Below are 17,663 nucleotides of genomic sequence, written 5' to 3'. Positions count from 1 at the left end.
TCGCGCTAGAGCGTCGCGGATTTTTTCCAGCCAAGATAGCGGCTCACTAACGCGGCTCCCAACTCCGCGGGCCGAACATCCATCACGACAACTCCATGAGCATTCAACTGTTCATGGAGTTCTATCCGTTCATTCAAATAATTCACCGTGCCGCAGTAGGCCAATGCTTCGGGCAGTGTTTGCACTGGCGTCTGGCGTAACGTATCCAGCGCTTCCTCGCGCAGGCTCGCCACCAGCACCCGGTGCTGCGCGCTCAGGCGTTTGACCGCGCCGAGCAGTTGATCATCGTCATCGCGCAAATTGGTCACCAGCACTACCAGCGCGCGGCGCTTTTGTCGCGTCAGGAGTTGGTTGACGGCGGCCTGATAATCAGCCGGATGCTGTGTGCTGTCGAGGTCGTAAACCGTGTTCAGCAGCACGTTCAGTTGCCCGCTGCCTTTGACTGGCACGACATGGCGCGGTTGATCATCGGCGAACGTACTCAATCCCACCGCATCGCCCTGGCGCAACGCTACGTAACTGAGCAAGAGACAGGCATTGAGCGCGTGATCGAAGTGCGACAGCTCACCATCGTGACTGCGCATCTGCCGGCCGCAATCGAGCAGGAAGATGATCTGTTGATCGCGCTCGTCTTCGTACTCGCGGGCAATCGGCGTGCGCTGGCGGGCGGTGGCTTTCCAGTCGATCTGGCGCAGGCTGTCGCCCTCGCGAAATTCGCGCAACTGATGGAACTCCTGACCCTGACCGCGACGTTGTCGCTGGCGCACGCCGAGCTGGCTGAGCCAGTTGTCGACGGCGCGCAACTCACCGCCGTAAAGCCGGGCGAAGTCCGGGTAGACACGGGTCTCGTCGCGGACTCTCAGCAGGCGTTTGCCGGACCATAATCCCAAGAGGCTGGGCAGGTTGACTTCGCACTGTTCGAAGCAGAAATGCCCGCGTTCGAGAGGTCGCAGACGGTAGGTGAGCTGACTGACATGGCCGGGTTGAAGCTCGACAACTGTTGGCAGATATTCAAACGCGAGGCCGTCGGGTACGTGGTCGAAGAGATTGATGTTCAGTGGCTCGGCAAACTCATGGGCGACCTCCAGCTTTACCTCTCCCCAGCGCCCGAGCGCCAGGCTGCCGGGCATCTGTCGTTTGATGCGCGGCGAGGGCAGGCGTCTGAGGCGTACGGCGTCGATAACCGCCAAGACCAACAGCGCCAGGAGCAACCCCCAGTTGATCGAAATCAGGCTCGACGGGAGCTCTCTGCCAAGTGCCTGAAAGGCGCCGAGCACGATGCTGACGCCCAGCAGCAGCGCCAGCCAGATCAGCAGCAGCCGAGACGGTTTCACAGGCGCGGTGCCGGCACTTGATCGAGCAATTGCGTGAGCACCTGATCGACCTGCAGGCCTTCGATATCCAGCTCCGGCGCGATGCGCACGCGATGGCGCAGCACCGCCAGCGCGCAGCCTTTGATGTCGTCCGGAATCACGAACTCGCCGCCGCGCAGCAGCGCCCGGGCACGGGCACAACGAACCAGTGCAATCGAGGCGCGCGGTCCGGCGCCGAGGGTGAGGCCCGGCCAGGTGCGCGTGCTGCGCGCCAGGCGCACGGCGTAGTCGAGGACCTGATCGTCCAGCGGCAGATCGCTGGCAATACGCTGCAACGCCTGCACATCCTTGGCTTGCAACACGGTGCGCAGCGGTTGCACATCGAGCATGTCGGCGCGGGTCGAACGACAGACCTGACGGACCATGTTCAGCTCCTGATCGGCGTCGGGGTAATCCATGCGCACCTTGAGCATGAAACGGTCAAGCTCGGCTTCCGGCAGTGGATAGGTGCCTTCCTGTTCGATCGGATTCTGCGTCGCCAGCACCATGAACGGTTGCGCGATGGGCAGGGCGCGACCTTCGAGTGTCACCTGGCGCTCCTGCATGGCTTCGAGCAGCGCTGCCTGGGTTTTCGCCGGGGCGCGGTTGATCTCGTCGGCCAGCAGCAGGTTGGTGAACAGCGGTCCTTTGCGCAGCTTGAACTGCTCGGTCTGCAAGTCATACACGGCGTGACCGGTAACGTCGCTGGGCATCAGGTCCGGGGTGAACTGGATGCGCGCGAACTCGCCGCCGAAGCAACGAGCCAAGGCCCTCACCAGCAAGGTCTTGCCCAGGCCGGGCACGCCTTCGAGCAGCACATGGCCGCCGGCAATCAGCGCGGTCAGGACAGCGTCGACCACCGCATCCTGGCCAATCAGCGCCTTGTTCAATTCGTTGCGCACTGCCTGCGCCAACTGGCTGGCACGCTGGCGCTGCTGGGCGGCGTGCGTCGCGCTGCCGGGCTCGATCTGTTCAGTCATAACGCGTTCCTCAAAGTTTGCAGATGAGCGACCTGACGGCTGAATTCGGCGCTGGACAAACGCTGCTTCGGTCGTGGGCTCAGGGCCTGGCTGATGGCGCGGGTGGGTTGCCGAGTCAGGCGCGATAACGCTAGCCACTGTTCGGCGACATTCAATTGATCGAAACCGGGATGGCGGCGGCGGGCGCGGCGCAGGATGTCTTGTTGCAAGGCTTGCAGCAGCGCCTGCTGGCCGTTGTGGCGCAGCAGGAAGTCGGCGCTGGCACGCAGATGTTCGAGCAATTGTCGGCGACCCGCTGGCGCCGGCATTTGCACCGGGCCGTGGCGTACGCCGGCCTGCCACAACCACAGGCCGATCAAGGCGAGCAGGGCGACGATGGCCTGCGGGAAGTAGCGCCAGAGCAAGGTCCACAAGCCATCGTGCGCGGTGTTGTAAATCAGCGTGACGTCGGTGTCGGCGCTCAGATACCAGAGCAGCCAGGCGTTGTCGTATTTGCCGATAGCGCCGGTTTTCCACAGCTCGGCATCGGTGACCACGGTGATCGTGCCGAGGCCGTACACCCGTTGCATCATGTGCGTGGCTTTGGCGCTGTTGGCCCAGGCTTGCGCGACATTGTTCGGGTCGTCGAGGTGGAAGTCGGTGTCGAAACCGGCGTAGGCCGGCGCGTCTTCATCTTCCAGATACAGTTTGGTCAGTTTCGGGAAGCGGTCCTTTTCCCCGTCCTCGGGAGGATCTTTCAAGTCCTTGCTCAGCGATTGGTGCAGTTGCACCTTATCGAGCAGCAGATCATTACTTTGCCCGGTTTGCGCATCCCACAACGATTCGGCGACGAACACCAGACGTCCTCCGGCGCGAGTCCAGTTCAGCACCTGATCGACTTCACGCGGCGTCATCCGCGCGCGCTCGCCAAACAAAAGCAAAGTGTGGCTATGCGGATCGATCTGCGGCAGTACCGCCAGGGTCTCGGCGTGACTGACCGCGAGGCCGCGCTCGCGCAGGAACATTTCTGCCGCCAGATAAGGATTGGCTTGCGCGGCAGGCGAGGGGCCGTGATCGACGGTTTCCTGATAGGGCCGGGCTTTGAGGTAGAGGAACAGACTCAAGCCGCCCAGCAGCAAAAGCGCCAGCGTAGCCAACGACCAGCCGATGCGCCGGTTCAATGCCCGGATCCTTTGCCGAACAATTCACGCCAGCCGTTGCACAGCTCTGCTTGCAGGTGCGCAGCTGGAACTCGGTGCCCGTAGGCCATGTTCTGCCAGTGAACAGTGAGGTTGCGGCTGTAGGCGAGCAGGTCCGGGCGTTGCAATTGCTCGATGCGGTTGAGGATCTGGCTCTCGGTGTCGGCGGCTTTCAGCGTCAGGTCGAAATCATGCAACAGATGGCTGAGCAGGCCGCGATAGAGCAGGCCCAGCGCGGCGCGAGGTTCACTCAGCCACAATTGTTCGGCGCTGCTGGCAATGTCATCCGGCAGGGTTTCACGGTTCAGATCGAGGCCGAAGACTTGTGGCGACGCCGGCGGTTTGCTGCGCGCAGGCCGGTTCGGGCGGCGGCTGACGAAAGCCCCGAGGAATTCGCGATAACGCCAGGCCAGCCAGCCCAGCGCGGCAATCAGCGCGCCCCACAACAGCACCTCAATCACGTTCGCCAAGGCATCAAGGTGTCGACCATCGAGCCAGCCGAGCAGGGTTTTCAGCCACTGCGGTGCCTCACCCGCTTGCGCGTCTTTGGCCGGACTTGCCGGGTCGTCGCCAAAGCGATAACGGGTGACGCTTTCCTTGTTCTTGAACGGCGGTTGCTCGAGCAGCGACTGGATGCTGTCGCGCGCGGCCTGACTGGTCAGCGGCTGATTGAGCAACCGTGGAGCATCCGGCGCATCGCTGGCCCACACCGGTTGCAGGTTCGGCAGCAGCAGACACGCCGCCAGCAACACGCCGAGCACGCCGTTGTTCAAGCGCTGGCGCAGACGGCGGAAGACCAGTTCAATGTCCCAGGCTTCCAGTTGCGTGCGGCGGTTCAGGTACAGGCTGAAACCGCAGGCGACATACACCGGTCCCCAAGCCACCAGGATCAGCGCATAAAAAACGTTGGTCAGGTGCTCCAGCCAGCGCCAGTCCTGATCAGCGGCGAGCAGCAGTGACTGCCAGTCCCAGTCGGTTTCGATCTGCTGCGGCAAGAGCATGTAGAACAGCAGCATCAAGCCGATCCACAGTGCGGTTTCCAGATGCACGCCGATGATCGTCAACCATTGCGCGGCGCCGCCGTTGCGTTGCAGCAGCACCTGCAGACGTTGTTGTCTGGCCTCGCCGTCGAGACCTTCGAGTTGCGTCACTGGCAGCACAAAGCTGCGACTCAGGCTCAGCCGGCGCCAGGTCAGACTGGCCAGCAGTTGCGGCCTGAGCAGGCGCGGCCATTCACGCAAGGCTTGCTTGAGCGTCGGGGTTTCGCCGAACAGCGCTTTGGAGAGGATGTACAGCGGCAGGCGTTCGTAGGCCGGTTTCAGCCACCAGAAAATGAACACCGCCAGTGATGGCGAATCCCACAGCAGCAGGCTGAGCAGGGCGAACAGCGGCAGGGTGACGATCGCCCAACTGGTCATCAACAACCGCCGATGCTGCTGGCTCATCAATACGCCCAGGTCCATGGCTTCCCAGGTCGTGCGCGGGCGGATCACTACGCTGGCGTCACTCAGGCGCATGGCGGGTCCTTCCGGCAAACAGCAGATACACCGCGACGGCCAGCCACAGCGCGGTGCCGACGGCGTATTTGGTCAGCGGCGTGACACTGGTTTTCGACGACCAGTAAGCCTCGATAAAGGCTGCGATCAACAGGAACAGCATGGCCCCACACACCAGCAACACACTTTTGCGCGCCGCCAAGCGCAGCGCCTCGCCCCATGTCAGGCGTCCGGGGGCGATCAGCGCCCAGCCCAGCTTGAGGCCCGCCGCGCCGGCGAGGGCAATGGCGCTCAGTTCGAACGCGCCGTGACCGATCACGAACGACCAGAAGGTCTGGCCGAAACCGATCTCGCTGAGATGCCCGGCCACCGCGCCGATGATCATGCCGTTGTAAAGCAGGAAAAAACCGCTGCCCACACCCATCAGCAAACCGCTGGCGAACGTCTGAAAGGCGATGCCCGTGTTGTGCATCACGTAATAGCCGAACATTACCCAGTCTTCGCTGGCCGCCCGTTCCGCCGAGCGGCCGAGGTGGCCGGCAACGGGGTCGTACATGCCTTGCATCTCGCGCACCTGCTCGGCCGGGATCAGGTTGTAGATCAGTTCCGGGAACAGATAAACCAGCACGCCGAAACCGATCAGGCTGCCGAAGAACAACAGGCTGGCGGCCGCAACGAAGCGCCATTGTTCGCGCACCAGTCGCGGGAAGTCGGCGAGGATAAAGCTGATGATTTGCGCCCCGAGCCGACTGCGATGCCGATAGAGCTGTTGATGGCCGCGCAGTACTTGTTGTTGCAACGAATCGATCAGAAAACTGCTGTAGCCGCGCGCCTGGGCCAGAGCCAGATGTTGGCAGAGACGTCGATAGGCCTTGGGAAAATCGCTGACTTGCGCCGTATCCTTGCCGTGTTCGAGGCGTTCGAGCGCCACGGCGAAGCGCTCCCATTCGGCCTTGTGGCGACTTTCGAACAGGCTCTGCTTCATGCGCTCGGCCCCAACAGGCCGCGCGCGATGCCGTTGAGTTCAGACACGGCTTTGGGCGCAGAGATGTGCAGCGGCTGCGCCAGCAATGCCGCCAGCTCGTTGACCCGTGCGGGTGACAGTTCAGCCTGACGCTCGGCGAAACCGAGCACCGCGCGTTGTTCGCTCAAGGTCAGCGGAACGGGGCTGCGGCGAGGTTCAGCGTCAGGCAGTTGCGGGCGGCTCAGCGGGCGCTCGCTGTAAACCACCAACGTGCCGGCGGCAATATCGCCGAGGCGTTTGAAGGTCGGGTGTTGCAGGCAACTGAGCGCACCGAGGAAATAGCCGAAGGGCAGTAGATCGACAAAGCGCAGCAGGTTGCGCAATAGCGAGGCCGACCAGCCGATCGGCGTGCCGTCATCGTGTACCACGCGCAAACCCAGCCATTGCTTACCCGGCGAGCGGCCCTGGCGCAGCACCTCGAACAAGACCATGTACCACCAGCTGATGGCAAACAGCAGCAAGGAACCGAGGCCCATGCCGAGCTTGCCGAGAAATGCCAGCGCGATAAACAGCACGCCGAGGATCAAGCCGCGAATGCCCAGATCGATGGCAAACGCCACCGCGCGCACCATCAACCCGGCGGGGCGCAACGGCAGGTCGATGCCTTCCGGCGTTTCGACCTGATGGCGCGTATCCAGCGGTGCTTTCCTTCGCGGTGCTGTGGGCTCGAGCATGGGCTACCTGATGTTCGCCTGTTCGGGGGGCAAGTGCGCCTGATGCTAGCAGCCTCTCGGGTGTGGGAGCGAGCCTGCTCGCGAATGTGGTGGATCAGTCAGCCTATGTGCAACTGACGGAAAGCCTTCGCGAGCAGGCTCGCTCCCACAAGGGCAATGCATTCCAGTTGTAGGAATCTGGAGAAATTGCTGTTCGAGGGCGACCAGGCTGGCCGTGGCAACCCTGAAACGCCTAGACTTCGCCGATCTTCTGTTCAGGATTCGCCCGTGACTTCAATCTTCTGGTACGACTACGAAACCACTGGCATCAATCCGCGCAACGACCGACCGCTGCAGGTGGCCGGTATTCGCACCGACCATGCACTCAACGAGATCGACGAGCCGGTCAACCTCTATTGCCAGCCCAGCGAAGACATCCTGCCGCACCCGGCGGCATGCGCGATCACTGGCATCACCCCCGGTCAGCTCGCTGAAAAAGGCCTGAGCGAAGCCGATTTCATGACTCGCGTGCATGCGCAACTGGCCACACCGGGAACCTGTGGCGCCGGTTACAACACCTTGCGTTTCGACGACGAGATGACCCGCTACAGCCTGTATCGCAATTTCTTCGACCCCTATGCCCGTGAATGGCAGGGTGGCAACAGTCGCTGGGATCTGATTGATGTGGTGCGCGCCGCTTACGCATTGCGCCCGGACGGTCTGGTCTGGCCGACCGATGATGAAGGCCGCGTGACCCTCAAGCTTGAACGCCTCACGGCGGCCAACAATATCGATCACGGGCACGCTCACGAAGCCCTGTCGGATGTGCGCGCCACCATCGCGTTGGCGCGGCTGATTCGCGAGAAACAACCCAAGCTCTACGAGTGGCTGTTCCAGTTGCGCAGCAAACAGAAGGTGATGGATCAGATCCGCCTGTTGCAGCCACTGGTGCATGTGTCCGGGCGTTTCTCGGCGGCGCGCAGTTATGTCGGCGTGGTGCTGCCGCTGGCCTGGCACCCGAAGAATCGCAACGCTCTGATCGTCTGTGATCTGCATCTTGATCCGCAGGGGTTGCTGGACCTCGATGCGCAAGCCCTGCGTCAGCGTCTTTATACCCGTCGCGATGAGTTGGCCGAAGGTGAGTTACCGGTACCGCTCAAGCTGATTCATATCAATCATTGCCCGGTTGTAGCGCCGCTGGCGGTATTGCGCGCACAAGACCAGCAGCGCCTTGGGCTGGACATGGCGCTTTATCAGGAGCGGACAGTGCGACTAACTGACGCACAACAAGTCTGGAAAGATAAAGTCGCGGCGATTTATGCCAGCGAAGATTTCACTCCCAGCGAAGATCCCGAGCAGCAGTTGTACGATGGATTTATCGGTGATCGTGATCGTCGTTTATGCGAACAAGTTCGAACGGCCGACCCTGCGCAATTGGCGCAAGAGCAGTGGCCTTTCGATGATGAACGTTTGCCTGAATTACTTTTTCGATATCGAGCACGCAACTTTCCGGAGACCCTGGATGTGGCCGAGCAAGAGCGCTGGAAATTATTCTGTCAGCAGCGCCTGACGCAACCCGAGGCAGGTGCGCCGAATACCGTGCAGTCATTTATCGAGGCCGCCGAGCAATGGTCGCTTAGTGCGTCACCGATGCAGCGAGAGGTGCTCAATGACTGGCAGAGTTATGTCCAGGCATTACGCAAACGTTTGAATCTGTGAAATTGAACATGCCCGGACAATGAATTACGGGCATAAAAAAACGCCAGCGCTAGCTGGCGTTCTTTTGTTCGCGGATCGCTCGGCGAAAGTGTCGCGGCTTAGCCCAGCAGGGTAGCCCAGCCTTCAACCACGTCGCCGCCCCACTTGGCTTTCCACTCTTTCAGAGTCTTGTGGTTGCCACCTTTGGTTTCGATGACTTCACCGTTGTGCGGATTTTTGTATTGCTTAACTTTGCGTGCACGCTTGGTGCCGGTAGTTTTTACTGCGCCGCCACGTGGAGCCTTGGATTTGGCTTCTGGATCCAGCAGCGCGATGATGTCACGCAGCGACTTGGAGTATTCACCCATCAGCGTGCGCAGTTTGCCTTCGAATTCCAGTTCGGCTTGCAGTTTGTCGTCTTCGGACAGGTTCTTCAGACGGGCTTGCAGCTCTTTGATGGCTTCTTCGGTGGCGCGATATTCGTTGATCAAGGACATGAGTACTACCTTTTGTAGAATGCTGAATGACAGGGGACAGTGCCGCAATAATAGTCAGGCTGTTTCATCAAGTAAACATTTAGATCGGGTTTTTATTTAAATGAGTTACAGGAATTAGCCGCGATTTGAATGTTCAGTTAAATAATGTGATGCAGTCAGCACAGACATTTACAGTTGTCTGACAAAAGCCCTTCTAAAGCGTCACGGTCTTGACGTAAGACCTGCGTCAGAAAGCCGTTTCGCCAGGCTTTGTTCCACCCGGCGCGTATGCGTACTGCAGTTTTCCTGCGCAGTCGCTAGAATGGCGGCCTTTGTGAAGTTCTGGAGTTTCCCCCTCATGCGCACTTTTCGGCTGGTGATCTCTTGCCCGGACCGCGTTGGCATCGTTGCCAAAGTCAGTAATTTTCTGGCCTCTCATAACGGCTGGATCACCGAAGCGAGCCACCACTCTGACAATCAAGTGGGCTGGTTCTTCATGCGTCACGAAATCCGTGCCGATTCCCTGCCGTTCGGTATTGAAGAGTTGCGCGAGAAGTTCGCGCCGATCGCCGAAGAGTTCTCGATGGACTGGCGCATCACCGACACCGAGCAGAAAAAACGCGTGGTGCTGATGGCCAGCCGCGAATCCCACTGCCTGGCCGACCTGCTGCACCGCTGGCACAGCGACGAACTGGATTGCGAAATCTCCTGCGTGATCTCCAACCACGACGACCTGCGCAGCATGGTCGAGTGGCACGGCATCCCTTACTACCACGTGCCGGTCAATCCGCAGGACAAGCAGCCGGCATTCGACGAAGTATCGCGGCTGGTCAAACAACACGACGCCGAAGTGGTAGTGCTGGCGCGCTACATGCAAATCCTGCCGCCGGACATGTGCCGCGAATACGCGCACAAGGTCATCAACATTCACCACAGCTTCCTGCCATCGTTCGTCGGCGCTAAGCCGTATCACCAGGCATCCCTGCGCGGTGTGAAGCTGATCGGCGCGACCTGCCACTACGTGACCGAAGAGCTGGACGCCGGCCCGATCATCGAGCAGGACGTGGTGCGTGTCAGCCACAGCGACAGCATTGAAGACATGGTGCGTTTCGGCCGTGACGTCGAGAAGATGGTGCTGGCCCGCGGCCTGCGTTATCACCTGGAAGACCGCGTGCTGGTGCACGGCAACAAGACGGTTGTGTTCTGATCGAGCACGCCACGCTTGAAAAACCAGGGGCCTGGGCGTTGAATCGCTCAGGCCCTTGTCATTTGAGCCCGAGGAAAAGCCATGAGCGATCCACTGGACAAAGCCACTTCAAAAGCGCCCGCCACCCTTGGTGAAGGTTGCCTGAGTCGTTACGACCCGGAGGACATGAGCCCGGACGACGGCACCGAATTCCCCGGCGCCGCCGAGCTTTGGGAGCAACTTCAGCAAGAGCAGGACGAACCTAAGAAGCCTGCCTGACGTTCATCAACTTCTTCAGCAACGGCTTGCCCAGCATCAACACGAACACCGGGCCGCCAACCAGCAGATAGAAGTAATACGTCACGACGCGCCAGATCAGGATCGCCGCCGCTGCGGTGGATTTGCCCACCATCGGTGCGAGCAGCGCGGCCGAGGTCAATTCTGCGGCTCCCGCGCCGCCGGGTAGCAGGCTGAACTGGCCGGCGCCGAGCGAGAGCATCTGCACCAGAAAACTCCATGCCCACTGCAAATCCGCGCCGAGCCCGCGCAAGGCCAGATACAGCACGCTGTAGCGCAGCAACCAATGCACGCAGGTCAGAGCAAAAACCTGAACCAGCGTTTGCCAGGGCAGTTTCAAGGTATCGGTAAATGCCGCGAGGAAGTGCAGCAACTTGCGCGCCCAGCGACGGCGAGTGCGTGCCGTGATGTTCATCCCTGCCAACAGCCGCCCGCTCAGGCGAATCAATGCGCGGTGATAACGCGCAATCAACACGCAACTGAACAAACCGCCAAACAGCGAAACGGCGCTGACGGTCAGCAGCCACTCGAGACGATCGCTGAGGTGCTGGAACAGCGCGTAAATCAGAATCCCGCTCAGGGCGCAGAGAAAGAACAGCAGATCGCTGAGCTGATCCATCGCAAACACCGCGCTGCCCCGCGCCGGACGCACGCCGCAACGGGCGAGCAGAGCCATGATCGTCAGCGGCCCGCCGCTGCCACCCGGCGTGGCGCAGTACGCGAACTCGGCCGCCATCACCACGCCGAGACTTTTCAATGGCGCGACCTTTTCACGCTGGTCGCCGAGCAACAAACGCAGGCGCAACGTATTGATGCCCCAGCACAGCAGGATCATGCCGAACATGATCAACAGCCAGTTCAGCGGGAAGCTGCGCAGGCGCGCCCAGGTTTCGCCGCCGCCGAGCAGCACCGGAATCAGCACCGCCGCGAGCAGGCCGATCAGCAACAACAGGCTGCGCTTCATGCTGCACGTTCCAGTTGTCCGCGCTGTCGGGCCAGCCAGTCGATCTTGGTCAGCGGCACGCGTCCTTCCGCCAGCAGCCGCTGCAACGTGTGCAACCAGTAATCGCGAGAAAAGCGGTGACGCATGTCCACCGGATGCAGCCCCAGGCGAATCACCGATGCCTCGCGCCAGCGCTGTTCACGCTGGTCGCTGACGATTTTCGATAAGCCGCGCCGCCAGGCACTGCGCGCACTCCACACCAGCCCCGGTGCATTGATGGCGCTGAAGTCGGGCAAGCGATAAAGGTGCTGCGGATCGCTGGTGTAGCTGAGCGGCAATTCGCGCAAGGCCTGGCGGGTGCCGTCGCTCATCAGCCAGGCCGGGGCGACGAAACCCTGCACCGGCCAGTCGTAGCGCTGAAACATTTCCAGACCCGCATGCAGGCGGGCCAAGGCTGCTTCGCGGGACAGGCGATAGAACTCGCCTTCGTGGGTGTAGACCCGGCGCATGAACCAGTCGCGCGGGTTGTTCGGCAGGGGTTGCTGATCGTCGTGGTAGTAACCGTGCAGCGCCAGTTCATCGCCTCGGGCGACCCTGGCATCGAGCACTCGGCGAAACTCAGGGTTGTCATCGAGTACATCGTGGCGATGGAAGTCCGGCACCACCAGCCACGTCATCGGCACATCACCCAAGGCATCGACAGCCTCGACGAAGGGCTGGTAATCCGCCCACGTCGAGGGCGCCACATCATGCAACACCAGGCAAACAGCTTTCATTTCTTCAACCATTGGCCACCCGTGGCAGCGTATGGCCGAGCACGGCGTGGTAGTGGCTGAGCAGGCTGTCGACCACGGTGTCCCAGGCGTAATGCCGTTCGACGTGCTGGCGCGCCTGTTGACCGAGCCGATCGCAGCCGCGACTGAACAGCTCACGCACGGCATTGGCCATGGCCTGGGGATTGTTCGGCGCGCAGAGCAGACCGCAGGAATCGTTGACGATCTCTTCAAACGCCCCGGCCGCAACCGCCACCACGGGAATGCCGCAGGCCATGGCCTCAAGGATGACCAGTCCGAAGGTTTCCTGGTCGCCGGCATGCAGCAGCGCATCGGCGCTGGCCATCAGCCGCGCGACTTTCGGCGCCGGGCAGAATTCGTCGATAACGCTGACGTTGTCCGGCACCGCTGCGGGCATCGACGAGCCGACCAGCAGCAAGTGGTAACGCGGACCAAGCCGTTGCATGCACTTGAGCAGCACCGGCAGGTTTTTCTCCTTGGAACCGCGCCCGGCAAAGATCAGCAGGCGGGTGTCTTCAGCGATTCCCAGCTCGGCACGCAGGCCGGGGTCGCGGGCGTCGGGATGGAAAGTGTGCAGATCCACGCCCAGCGGTTGCACATGGACGTTGCGCACGCCAAGCCCGATGAGCTTGTCGGCCATGACCTGGCTCGGCGCGAGCACACGATCGAAATTGCCGTACAGACGAGTCACGTAAGCCTCGACATTCGGTGTGACCCAATGGCCCATGCGATTGCCCGCCAGCAGCGGCAGATCCGAGTGATAAAAGCCGATCACCGGCACATCCAGCTGCCGCCGCGCATCCAGCGCCGCCCATGCGGTGAGGTAGGGATCGCCGACTTCAATCAGATCCGGCTGCAAATCCTGCAGGACGTTTCGCCATGGCGCCAGGCGCAGGGGGAAGCGATAACCTTTGCCGAAGGGCAGGGCGGGCGCCGGAACCGTGTAAATGCCGTCGTGTTCACCCAGTCTCGCGCCGGGGATCAGCAGGCTGTGGCGAATGGCGTTGCGCTCGCCAAGGCGACGGTGTTTGGCATCCAGATAAGTCCGCACGCCTCCGCTGGCCGGGGCGTAGAACATGGTGATGTCGGCGATATGCACGGTGAGCAACCCTCCGCTGTGTTGTTCTCCCTTGATTGACCTTTATCCAGAATAGATGTTCGGTCGGGATTGCGCGGTGGGGGGGTGGTCGGGTTTTGTTGGAAGGTAGATATTCGCGAGCAGGCCCGCTCCCACAATGGAATGCATTTTCCCTGTGGGAGCGAGCCTGCTCGCGAAGAGGCCAGTCGCCGCAGCTTAAATCCTGAAGCTGCCCACCAGTTGCTTGAGACGCGAAGCCTGCTGCTCCAGATCCGAGCACGCGCGCAAGGTCGCTTGCAGGTTCTCTACACCCTCCTGGTTCAGCGTGTTGATCTCGGTGATATCGACGTTGATCGACTCAACCACCGCAGTCTGCTCCTCGGTCGCGGTTGCCACCGACTGGTTCATCCCGTCAATCTCGCCAATGCGCAGGGTCACGCTGTTCAGGCGTTCGCCGGCAAGGTTGGCGATCTCGACGCTGTCCTGGCTGTGGCGCTGGCTGTCGCTCATGGTGCTCACCGATTCCCGGGCGCCGACTTGCAGCTCCTCGATCATGGTCTGCACCTGTTGTGCCGATTCCTGCGTGCGGTGCGCGAGGTTGCGCACTTCGTCGGCCACCACGGCGAAACCACGACCGGCCTCACCGGCGCGCGCGGCTTCGATCGCGGCGTTCAGCGCCAACAGATTGGTCTGCTGGGAAATGCTGGTGATCACTTCGAGAATCTGGCCGATGTTGACGGTCTTGCTGTTCAGCGACTCGATATTGGTGCTCGACGCGCTGAGCATGCTCGACAGTTGATTCATCGCCTTGATGCTGCGCTCGACCACCTGCTGGCCATCCTCGGCCAGACCTCGGGCGTCACTGGCCTGATTCGAAGCCTGGGCGGCATTGCGAGCAATTTCCTGGGCGGCGGCGCCGAGCTGATTGATCGCCGCAGCGACGCTACTGGTGCGCGAAGCTTGCTGGTCCGAGTTGTACATCGACGAGTTCGACGCAGCGACCACGCGCAGAGCGACTTCATTGACCTGACCGGTGGCCGAGGACACTTCGCGGATCGAACCGTGAATGCGCTCGACGAAGCGGTTGAACGCGGTGCCGAGGGTGCCGAATTCATCGTTATTGACGATGTTCAGGCGTTTGGTCAGATCGCCTTCACCGTCGGCGATGTCTTCCATGGCGCGGGTCATCACGTGCAGCGGCTGGATCAGCAGGCGGATCAGCATGCCGAGCAGGGCGATGATGATCGCCACGGCAATAATCGTCGCGATCACCGCCGAGGTGCGGAATTCGCTGAGCATCGAGTAGGCCTGGTCCTTGTCGATCGACAGACCGATGTACCAGTTCACCGACGGCAGACCCTTGATCGGGGCGAAGGTGACGATGCGGGTTTTACCGTCGACGCTCACTTCGCTGAAATCGCTGCTGATGCGCGGCGTGTCCTGCGGATAGGCTTCTTTCAGCGATTTCATCACCAAAGCCTTGTCCGGGTGGACGAGGATCTTGCCGTCGGCGCTGATCAGAAACGCATAGCCCATGCCGTCGAAATCCCGTGCGGCGAGGGTGTCGACCAGCGATTGCAGGCTGAGGTCGCCGCCGACCACGCCGACGCTCTGCCCGGCCTTTTTCGACGCGGTGGCGATGGAGATGATCAACTGGCCGGTGGCCGCATCAATGTAGGGTTCGGTCAGGGTCGAGGTGCTGCTGCTTTCGGCACCTTTATACCAAGGGCGTACGCGCGGATCGAAACCGTCCGGCATCTTCACGTCCGGGCGGATGGTGAAGTGGCCAGTGGCATCGCCCAGATAGCTGGCCATGAACGTCGAGGTCAAGCTTTTCTGTTCGAGCAGGCTGGCGACCGTGGCAGGTTCCGGGTTGATGGCGATGTTCTGCGCGGCGTTCTCGATCAGCAGGATGCGCCCGCTGAGCCAGGTCTGGATATTGCCGGCGGTGACCTCGCCCATTTCATTGAGGTAGTTGTTCAGGTCATCGCGGATCGCATTGCGTTGCAGCCAGTCGTTGTACAACGTGAACGAGGCGAAAGCGGCAATGACGATGAGAGCGGCGGCAAGCAAAATCTTATGGCTGAAGCGCAGGTTTTTGTTCATGGCTTGGGGTTCCGCTAAGGTCTTAATGTCCTGGGCGTGCTTTGATAGAGACGCGCACTATGGGCAAGGTTGAAAAACTGATATTTCCGGCTCTCCTTAGGGAAATGTCCGACCCGATTTTCTGATGGGTCTATCCAATTTATGTATCGGCCATGTGTCATCAAAGATTAACCATTGGGTGAGAAAATGCCTGACTCCTCGCAACTCGTTATCGGCGCTGGTCCGGCCGCGCAACCCATCGCTCAGGCCATGCGCCTGGCCAACCGCCACGGGCTGATCGCTGGCGCTACCGGCACCGGTAAAACCGTGACCTTGCAGCGCCTGGCTGAAGCCTTCAGCGACGCCGGTGTGGCGGTGTTCGCCGCAGATATCAAAGGCGACCTGTGCGGCCTCGGTGCTGCCGGCAACCCGCAGGGCAAAGTGGCCGAGCGCATCGCCGGCATGCCTTGGCTCGGTCATACGCCGCAGGCTTATCCCGTGACGCTGTGGGACATCCACGGTGAATCCGGTCATCCGCTGCGCACCACGCTGAGCGAAATGGGTCCGCTACTGATCGGCAGCCTGCTCGAGCTGACCGACAGTCAGCAGTCGGCGCTGTACGCGGCCTTCAAGGTGGCGGATCGCGAAGGGTTGTTGCTGCTGGATCTCAAGGATCTGAAAGCGCTGCTCAATCACCTCAAGGACAATCCGCAGTTGCTCGGCGAAGACGCGGCGCTGATGACCACCGGTTCCAGCCAGGCGCTGCTGCGCCGCTTGGCGACGCTGGAACAGCAGGGCGCCGAAGCCCTGTTCGGCGAGCCGGCGCTGCAACTTGAAGACATCCTGCAACCGGGCGCCGATGGCCGGGGACGCATCCATCTGCTCGACGCCAGCCGTCTGGTGCACGAGGCGCCGAAGGTTTACGCAACGTTCCTGCTGTGGCTGCTGGCCGAGTTGTTCGAGCAACTACCCGAGCGCGGCGATGCTGACAAGCCGCTGCTGGCGCTGTTCTTCGATGAGGCGCACTTGTTGTTCGGCGACACGCCCAAGGCGTTGCAGGAACGCCTGGAACAAGTGGTGCGTTTGATTCGTTCCAAGGGTGTTGGCGTGTACTTCGTCACCCAGTCGCCAGCGGATCTGCCGGATGACGTGCTGGCGCAGTTGGGCTTGCGCATTCAACACGGCCTGCGTGCGTTCACCGCCAAAGAACAGAAATCCCTGCGCGCCGTGGCGGATGGTTTTCGGCCGAATCCGGCGTTCGACAGTTTGTCGGTGCTGACTGAGTTAGGTATTGGTGAGGCGCTGGTCGGCACGCTGACCGAGAAGGGCACGCCGGAAATGGTCCAGCGCGTGCTGGTGGCGCCGCCGCAATCGCGGATCGGCCCGCTGACTGAAACCGAGCGAACCGTGCTGATCGCCGGCTCACCGTTCAAGGGCCGTTATGACAAGCCGATCGACCGCGAGTCGGCCTATGAAATCCTGATGGGACGCAAAGGGCTGGCGCCCGAGGCTGAAACACCAGCGGGCAAAGCTGCGGCCGAAGAGCCGAGCCTGGCTGACCGCGCTGGCGAATTCCTCGGCACGGCGGCAGGGCAGGCGCTGAAATCGGCGATGCGCCAGGCGGCCAATAATCTCGGCAAGCAGTTGGTGCGCGGGTTGATGGGGTCGCTGCTCGGCGGCAGCAAGCGCCGCTAAAAGCAAAGATCGCAGCCTTCGGCAGCTCCTACAGTTGAAATGCATTCATTCTGTAGGAGCTGCCGAAGGCTGCGATCTGTTGCTTTTGCTTCAGGCTTTACCCTTGGCATGCGCCGCCAACCGCTCCAGCGCCGCGCGCAATCCCGGATCGCTGATCCCGTCGGCCGTCGATTGAATCGTCTCCGCCGCACTGCTGGACAAATCCATGGTGTGTCCAACCGCCCGGTGCTGGATGATCGGCGGGCGCACGCTGAATTTGATCCGGGTCAGGTTGGCGAACTCTTCGAACAATTGCAGTTGTCGTTGCAGACGTTTCTGCTGATAGCGCAGTCGCGTCGCCCAATGGCCGTCAGTGACCACCAGCGACAGCTCGCCTTCGCGCCACTTGGCTACCCGGCAATGCTCGCGAGCGGCCGGTTGCAGCTGGCTTTCGAGCAGGCGCTGCAAATGCTCCAGACGCTGGGCATGGCCGAGGATGGCTTTCAGCGGTTTGGCTTCACGTAACAGAACGGCGGGTGCTCTGGCCGTGAGAGGGCGAAACGCCATGATCGAACACCTGAAGGAACAGAGGCGCCATGGTAGCAGAAAGCTGCGGAACCTCTGGGCCATTGCTTTTGTCCCTGATTTGCTCATTAAATCAACGCCTGACTTCTTTCCCCCGACGGGTTGAAGTTGAGCAAAACGCCCCTATTTTAAGTGAGCCCCGTCAAAGCGCAGTGCCAGCATCG

Annotated in this window: 16 protein-coding genes and 1 pseudogene; 4 read left to right on the top strand and 13 right to left on the bottom strand. The window is 61.3% G+C overall.

The features are described from left to right. Positions 1-5 precede the first annotated feature (5 nt). From AC0IXA_RS24195 to AC0IXA_RS24170, 6 genes are read right to left on the bottom strand one after another with little or no spacing between them, the layout of a single operon-like run. Positions 6-1,334 carry a DUF58 domain-containing protein gene (locus tag AC0IXA_RS24195; RefSeq protein WP_471814638.1) on the bottom strand — a complete coding sequence of 443 codons (1,329 nt, stop codon included), beginning with the start codon at positions 1,332-1,334 and terminating at the stop codon, positions 6-8. Then, positions 1,331-2,332, bottom strand: coding sequence for an AAA family ATPase (locus AC0IXA_RS24190; RefSeq protein WP_041479813.1), 1,002 nt, complete (start codon positions 2,330-2,332; stop codon positions 1,331-1,333). Before AC0IXA_RS24190 ends, AC0IXA_RS24195 begins: the two co-directional genes overlap by 4 nt. Then, positions 2,329-3,492: a DUF4350 domain-containing protein gene (locus tag AC0IXA_RS24185; protein ID WP_471814637.1), complete on the bottom strand. Its 1,164-nt coding sequence runs from the start codon at positions 3,490-3,492 to the stop codon at positions 2,329-2,331. The genes AC0IXA_RS24190 and AC0IXA_RS24185 overlap by 4 nt, the downstream gene beginning before the upstream one ends. Then, positions 3,489-5,027, bottom strand: a complete 1,539-nt coding sequence (locus tag AC0IXA_RS24180) for a DUF4129 domain-containing protein (protein WP_471814636.1) — start codon at positions 5,025-5,027, stop codon at positions 3,489-3,491. The genes AC0IXA_RS24185 and AC0IXA_RS24180 overlap by 4 nt, the downstream gene beginning before the upstream one ends. After that, the gene (locus tag AC0IXA_RS24175; protein ID WP_341638933.1) at positions 5,014-5,991 is read right to left on the bottom strand and encodes a stage II sporulation protein M; all 978 of its coding nucleotides are present in this window, start codon (positions 5,989-5,991) and stop codon (positions 5,014-5,016) included. Before AC0IXA_RS24175 ends, AC0IXA_RS24180 begins: the two co-directional genes overlap by 14 nt. Next, positions 5,988-6,704, bottom strand: coding sequence for an RDD family protein (locus AC0IXA_RS24170; protein ID WP_041479810.1), 717 nt, complete (start codon positions 6,702-6,704; stop codon positions 5,988-5,990). Before AC0IXA_RS24170 ends, AC0IXA_RS24175 begins: the two co-directional genes overlap by 4 nt. A gap of 267 nt (positions 6,705-6,971) precedes the next feature. Here AC0IXA_RS24170 and sbcB point away from each other — a divergent pair, with 267 nt between their 5' ends. Continuing rightward, complete coding sequence (gene sbcB / locus AC0IXA_RS24165; protein WP_471814635.1) at positions 6,972-8,402, top strand: exodeoxyribonuclease I; 1,431 nt, start codon at positions 6,972-6,974, stop codon at positions 8,400-8,402. A 98-nt stretch (positions 8,403-8,500) separates the two neighbouring features. Here sbcB and mvaT read toward each other — a convergent pair whose 3' ends face one another. After that, positions 8,501-8,878, bottom strand: coding sequence for a histone-like nucleoid-structuring protein MvaT (gene mvaT, locus AC0IXA_RS24160; protein WP_016773476.1), 378 nt, complete (start codon positions 8,876-8,878; stop codon positions 8,501-8,503). A 337-nt stretch (positions 8,879-9,215) separates the two neighbouring features. Here mvaT and purU point away from each other — a divergent pair, with 337 nt between their 5' ends. Then, positions 9,216-10,064, top strand: coding sequence for a formyltetrahydrofolate deformylase (gene purU / locus AC0IXA_RS24155; protein WP_016773477.1), 849 nt, complete (start codon positions 9,216-9,218; stop codon positions 10,062-10,064). Positions 10,065-10,145: 81 nt separating this feature from the next. Continuing rightward, complete coding sequence (locus AC0IXA_RS24150) at positions 10,146-10,322, top strand: hypothetical protein (RefSeq protein WP_163018872.1); 177 nt, start codon at positions 10,146-10,148, stop codon at positions 10,320-10,322. Here the strand turns inward: AC0IXA_RS24150 and AC0IXA_RS24145 are convergent. The 5 genes and pseudogenes from AC0IXA_RS24145 to AC0IXA_RS24125 all read right to left on the bottom strand — a co-directional run. Further along, positions 10,306-11,304 (bottom strand): lysylphosphatidylglycerol synthase transmembrane domain-containing protein, encoded by a 999-nt coding sequence (locus AC0IXA_RS24145; RefSeq protein ID WP_110602535.1) that lies wholly within the window; start codon positions 11,302-11,304, stop codon positions 10,306-10,308. The genes AC0IXA_RS24150 and AC0IXA_RS24145 overlap by 17 nt on opposite strands. Beyond that, on the bottom strand, positions 11,301-12,071 hold the full coding sequence (locus AC0IXA_RS24140; RefSeq protein ID WP_341638936.1) for a polysaccharide deacetylase family protein: 771 nt from the start codon (positions 12,069-12,071) through the stop codon (positions 11,301-11,303). The genes AC0IXA_RS24145 and AC0IXA_RS24140 overlap by 4 nt, the downstream gene beginning before the upstream one ends. Next, entirely contained in the window at positions 12,064-13,155 is a 1,092-nt protein-coding gene (locus AC0IXA_RS24135; RefSeq protein WP_341639015.1) for a glycosyltransferase family 4 protein, read from the bottom strand. Before AC0IXA_RS24135 ends, AC0IXA_RS24140 begins: the two co-directional genes overlap by 8 nt. 216 nt (positions 13,156-13,371) lie before the next feature. Continuing rightward, positions 13,372-14,136 carry a methyl-accepting chemotaxis protein gene (locus AC0IXA_RS24130; protein ID WP_425375757.1) on the bottom strand — a complete coding sequence of 255 codons (765 nt, stop codon included), beginning with the start codon at positions 14,134-14,136 and terminating at the stop codon, positions 13,372-13,374. A gap of 93 nt (positions 14,137-14,229) precedes the next feature. Beyond that, positions 14,230-15,261: pseudogene (locus AC0IXA_RS24125) on the bottom strand (HAMP domain-containing protein); the annotation flags it as partial. A gap of 186 nt (positions 15,262-15,447) precedes the next feature. Here AC0IXA_RS24125 and AC0IXA_RS24120 point away from each other — a divergent pair. Further along, the gene (locus tag AC0IXA_RS24120; RefSeq protein ID WP_341638938.1) at positions 15,448-16,935 is read left to right on the top strand and encodes a helicase HerA-like domain-containing protein; all 1,488 of its coding nucleotides are present in this window, start codon (positions 15,448-15,450) and stop codon (positions 16,933-16,935) included. 90 nt (positions 16,936-17,025) lie between these two features. Here AC0IXA_RS24120 and AC0IXA_RS24115 read toward each other — a convergent pair whose 3' ends face one another. Continuing rightward, positions 17,026-17,481, bottom strand: coding sequence for a DUF721 domain-containing protein (locus AC0IXA_RS24115; protein ID WP_110646619.1), 456 nt, complete (start codon positions 17,479-17,481; stop codon positions 17,026-17,028). Between the last annotated feature and the right edge of the window lie 182 nt (positions 17,482-17,663).

Source organism: Pseudomonas sp. AC083 (assembly GCF_979253165.1).
The sequence above is the reverse complement of the archived record's forward strand: the minus strand, read 5'-3'. Positions and strand labels throughout refer to the sequence as shown.

Coding starts and splice junctions, on each gene's coding strand:
- AC0IXA_RS24115 (WP_110646619.1), bottom strand. CDS start 17,481: ATGGCGTTTCGCCCTCTCACGGCCAGAGCACCCGCCGTTCTGTTACGT.
- AC0IXA_RS24145 (WP_110602535.1), bottom strand. CDS start 11,304: ATGAAGCGCAGCCTGTTGTTGCTGATCGGCCTGCTCGCGGCGGTGCTG.
- mvaT (WP_016773476.1), bottom strand. CDS start 8,878: ATGTCCTTGATCAACGAATATCGCGCCACCGAAGAAGCCATCAAAGAG.
- AC0IXA_RS24170 (WP_041479810.1), bottom strand. CDS start 6,704: ATGCTCGAGCCCACAGCACCGCGAAGGAAAGCACCGCTGGATACGCGC.
- AC0IXA_RS24180 (WP_471814636.1), bottom strand. CDS start 5,027: ATGCGCCTGAGTGACGCCAGCGTAGTGATCCGCCCGCGCACGACCTGG.
- AC0IXA_RS24190 (WP_041479813.1), bottom strand. CDS start 2,332: ATGACTGAACAGATCGAGCCCGGCAGCGCGACGCACGCCGCCCAGCAG.
- AC0IXA_RS24140 (WP_341638936.1), bottom strand. CDS start 12,071: ATGGTTGAAGAAATGAAAGCTGTTTGCCTGGTGTTGCATGATGTGGCG.
- purU (WP_016773477.1), top strand. CDS start 9,216: ATGCGCACTTTTCGGCTGGTGATCTCTTGCCCGGACCGCGTTGGCATC.
- AC0IXA_RS24175 (WP_341638933.1), bottom strand. CDS start 5,991: ATGAAGCAGAGCCTGTTCGAAAGTCGCCACAAGGCCGAATGGGAGCGC.
- AC0IXA_RS24150 (WP_163018872.1), top strand. CDS start 10,146: ATGAGCGATCCACTGGACAAAGCCACTTCAAAAGCGCCCGCCACCCTT.
- AC0IXA_RS24120 (WP_341638938.1), top strand. CDS start 15,448: ATGCCTGACTCCTCGCAACTCGTTATCGGCGCTGGTCCGGCCGCGCAA.
- AC0IXA_RS24130 (WP_425375757.1), bottom strand. CDS start 14,136: ATGTACAACTCGGACCAGCAAGCTTCGCGCACCAGTAGCGTCGCTGCG.
- AC0IXA_RS24135 (WP_341639015.1), bottom strand. CDS start 13,155: ATGTTCTACGCCCCGGCCAGCGGAGGCGTGCGGACTTATCTGGATGCC.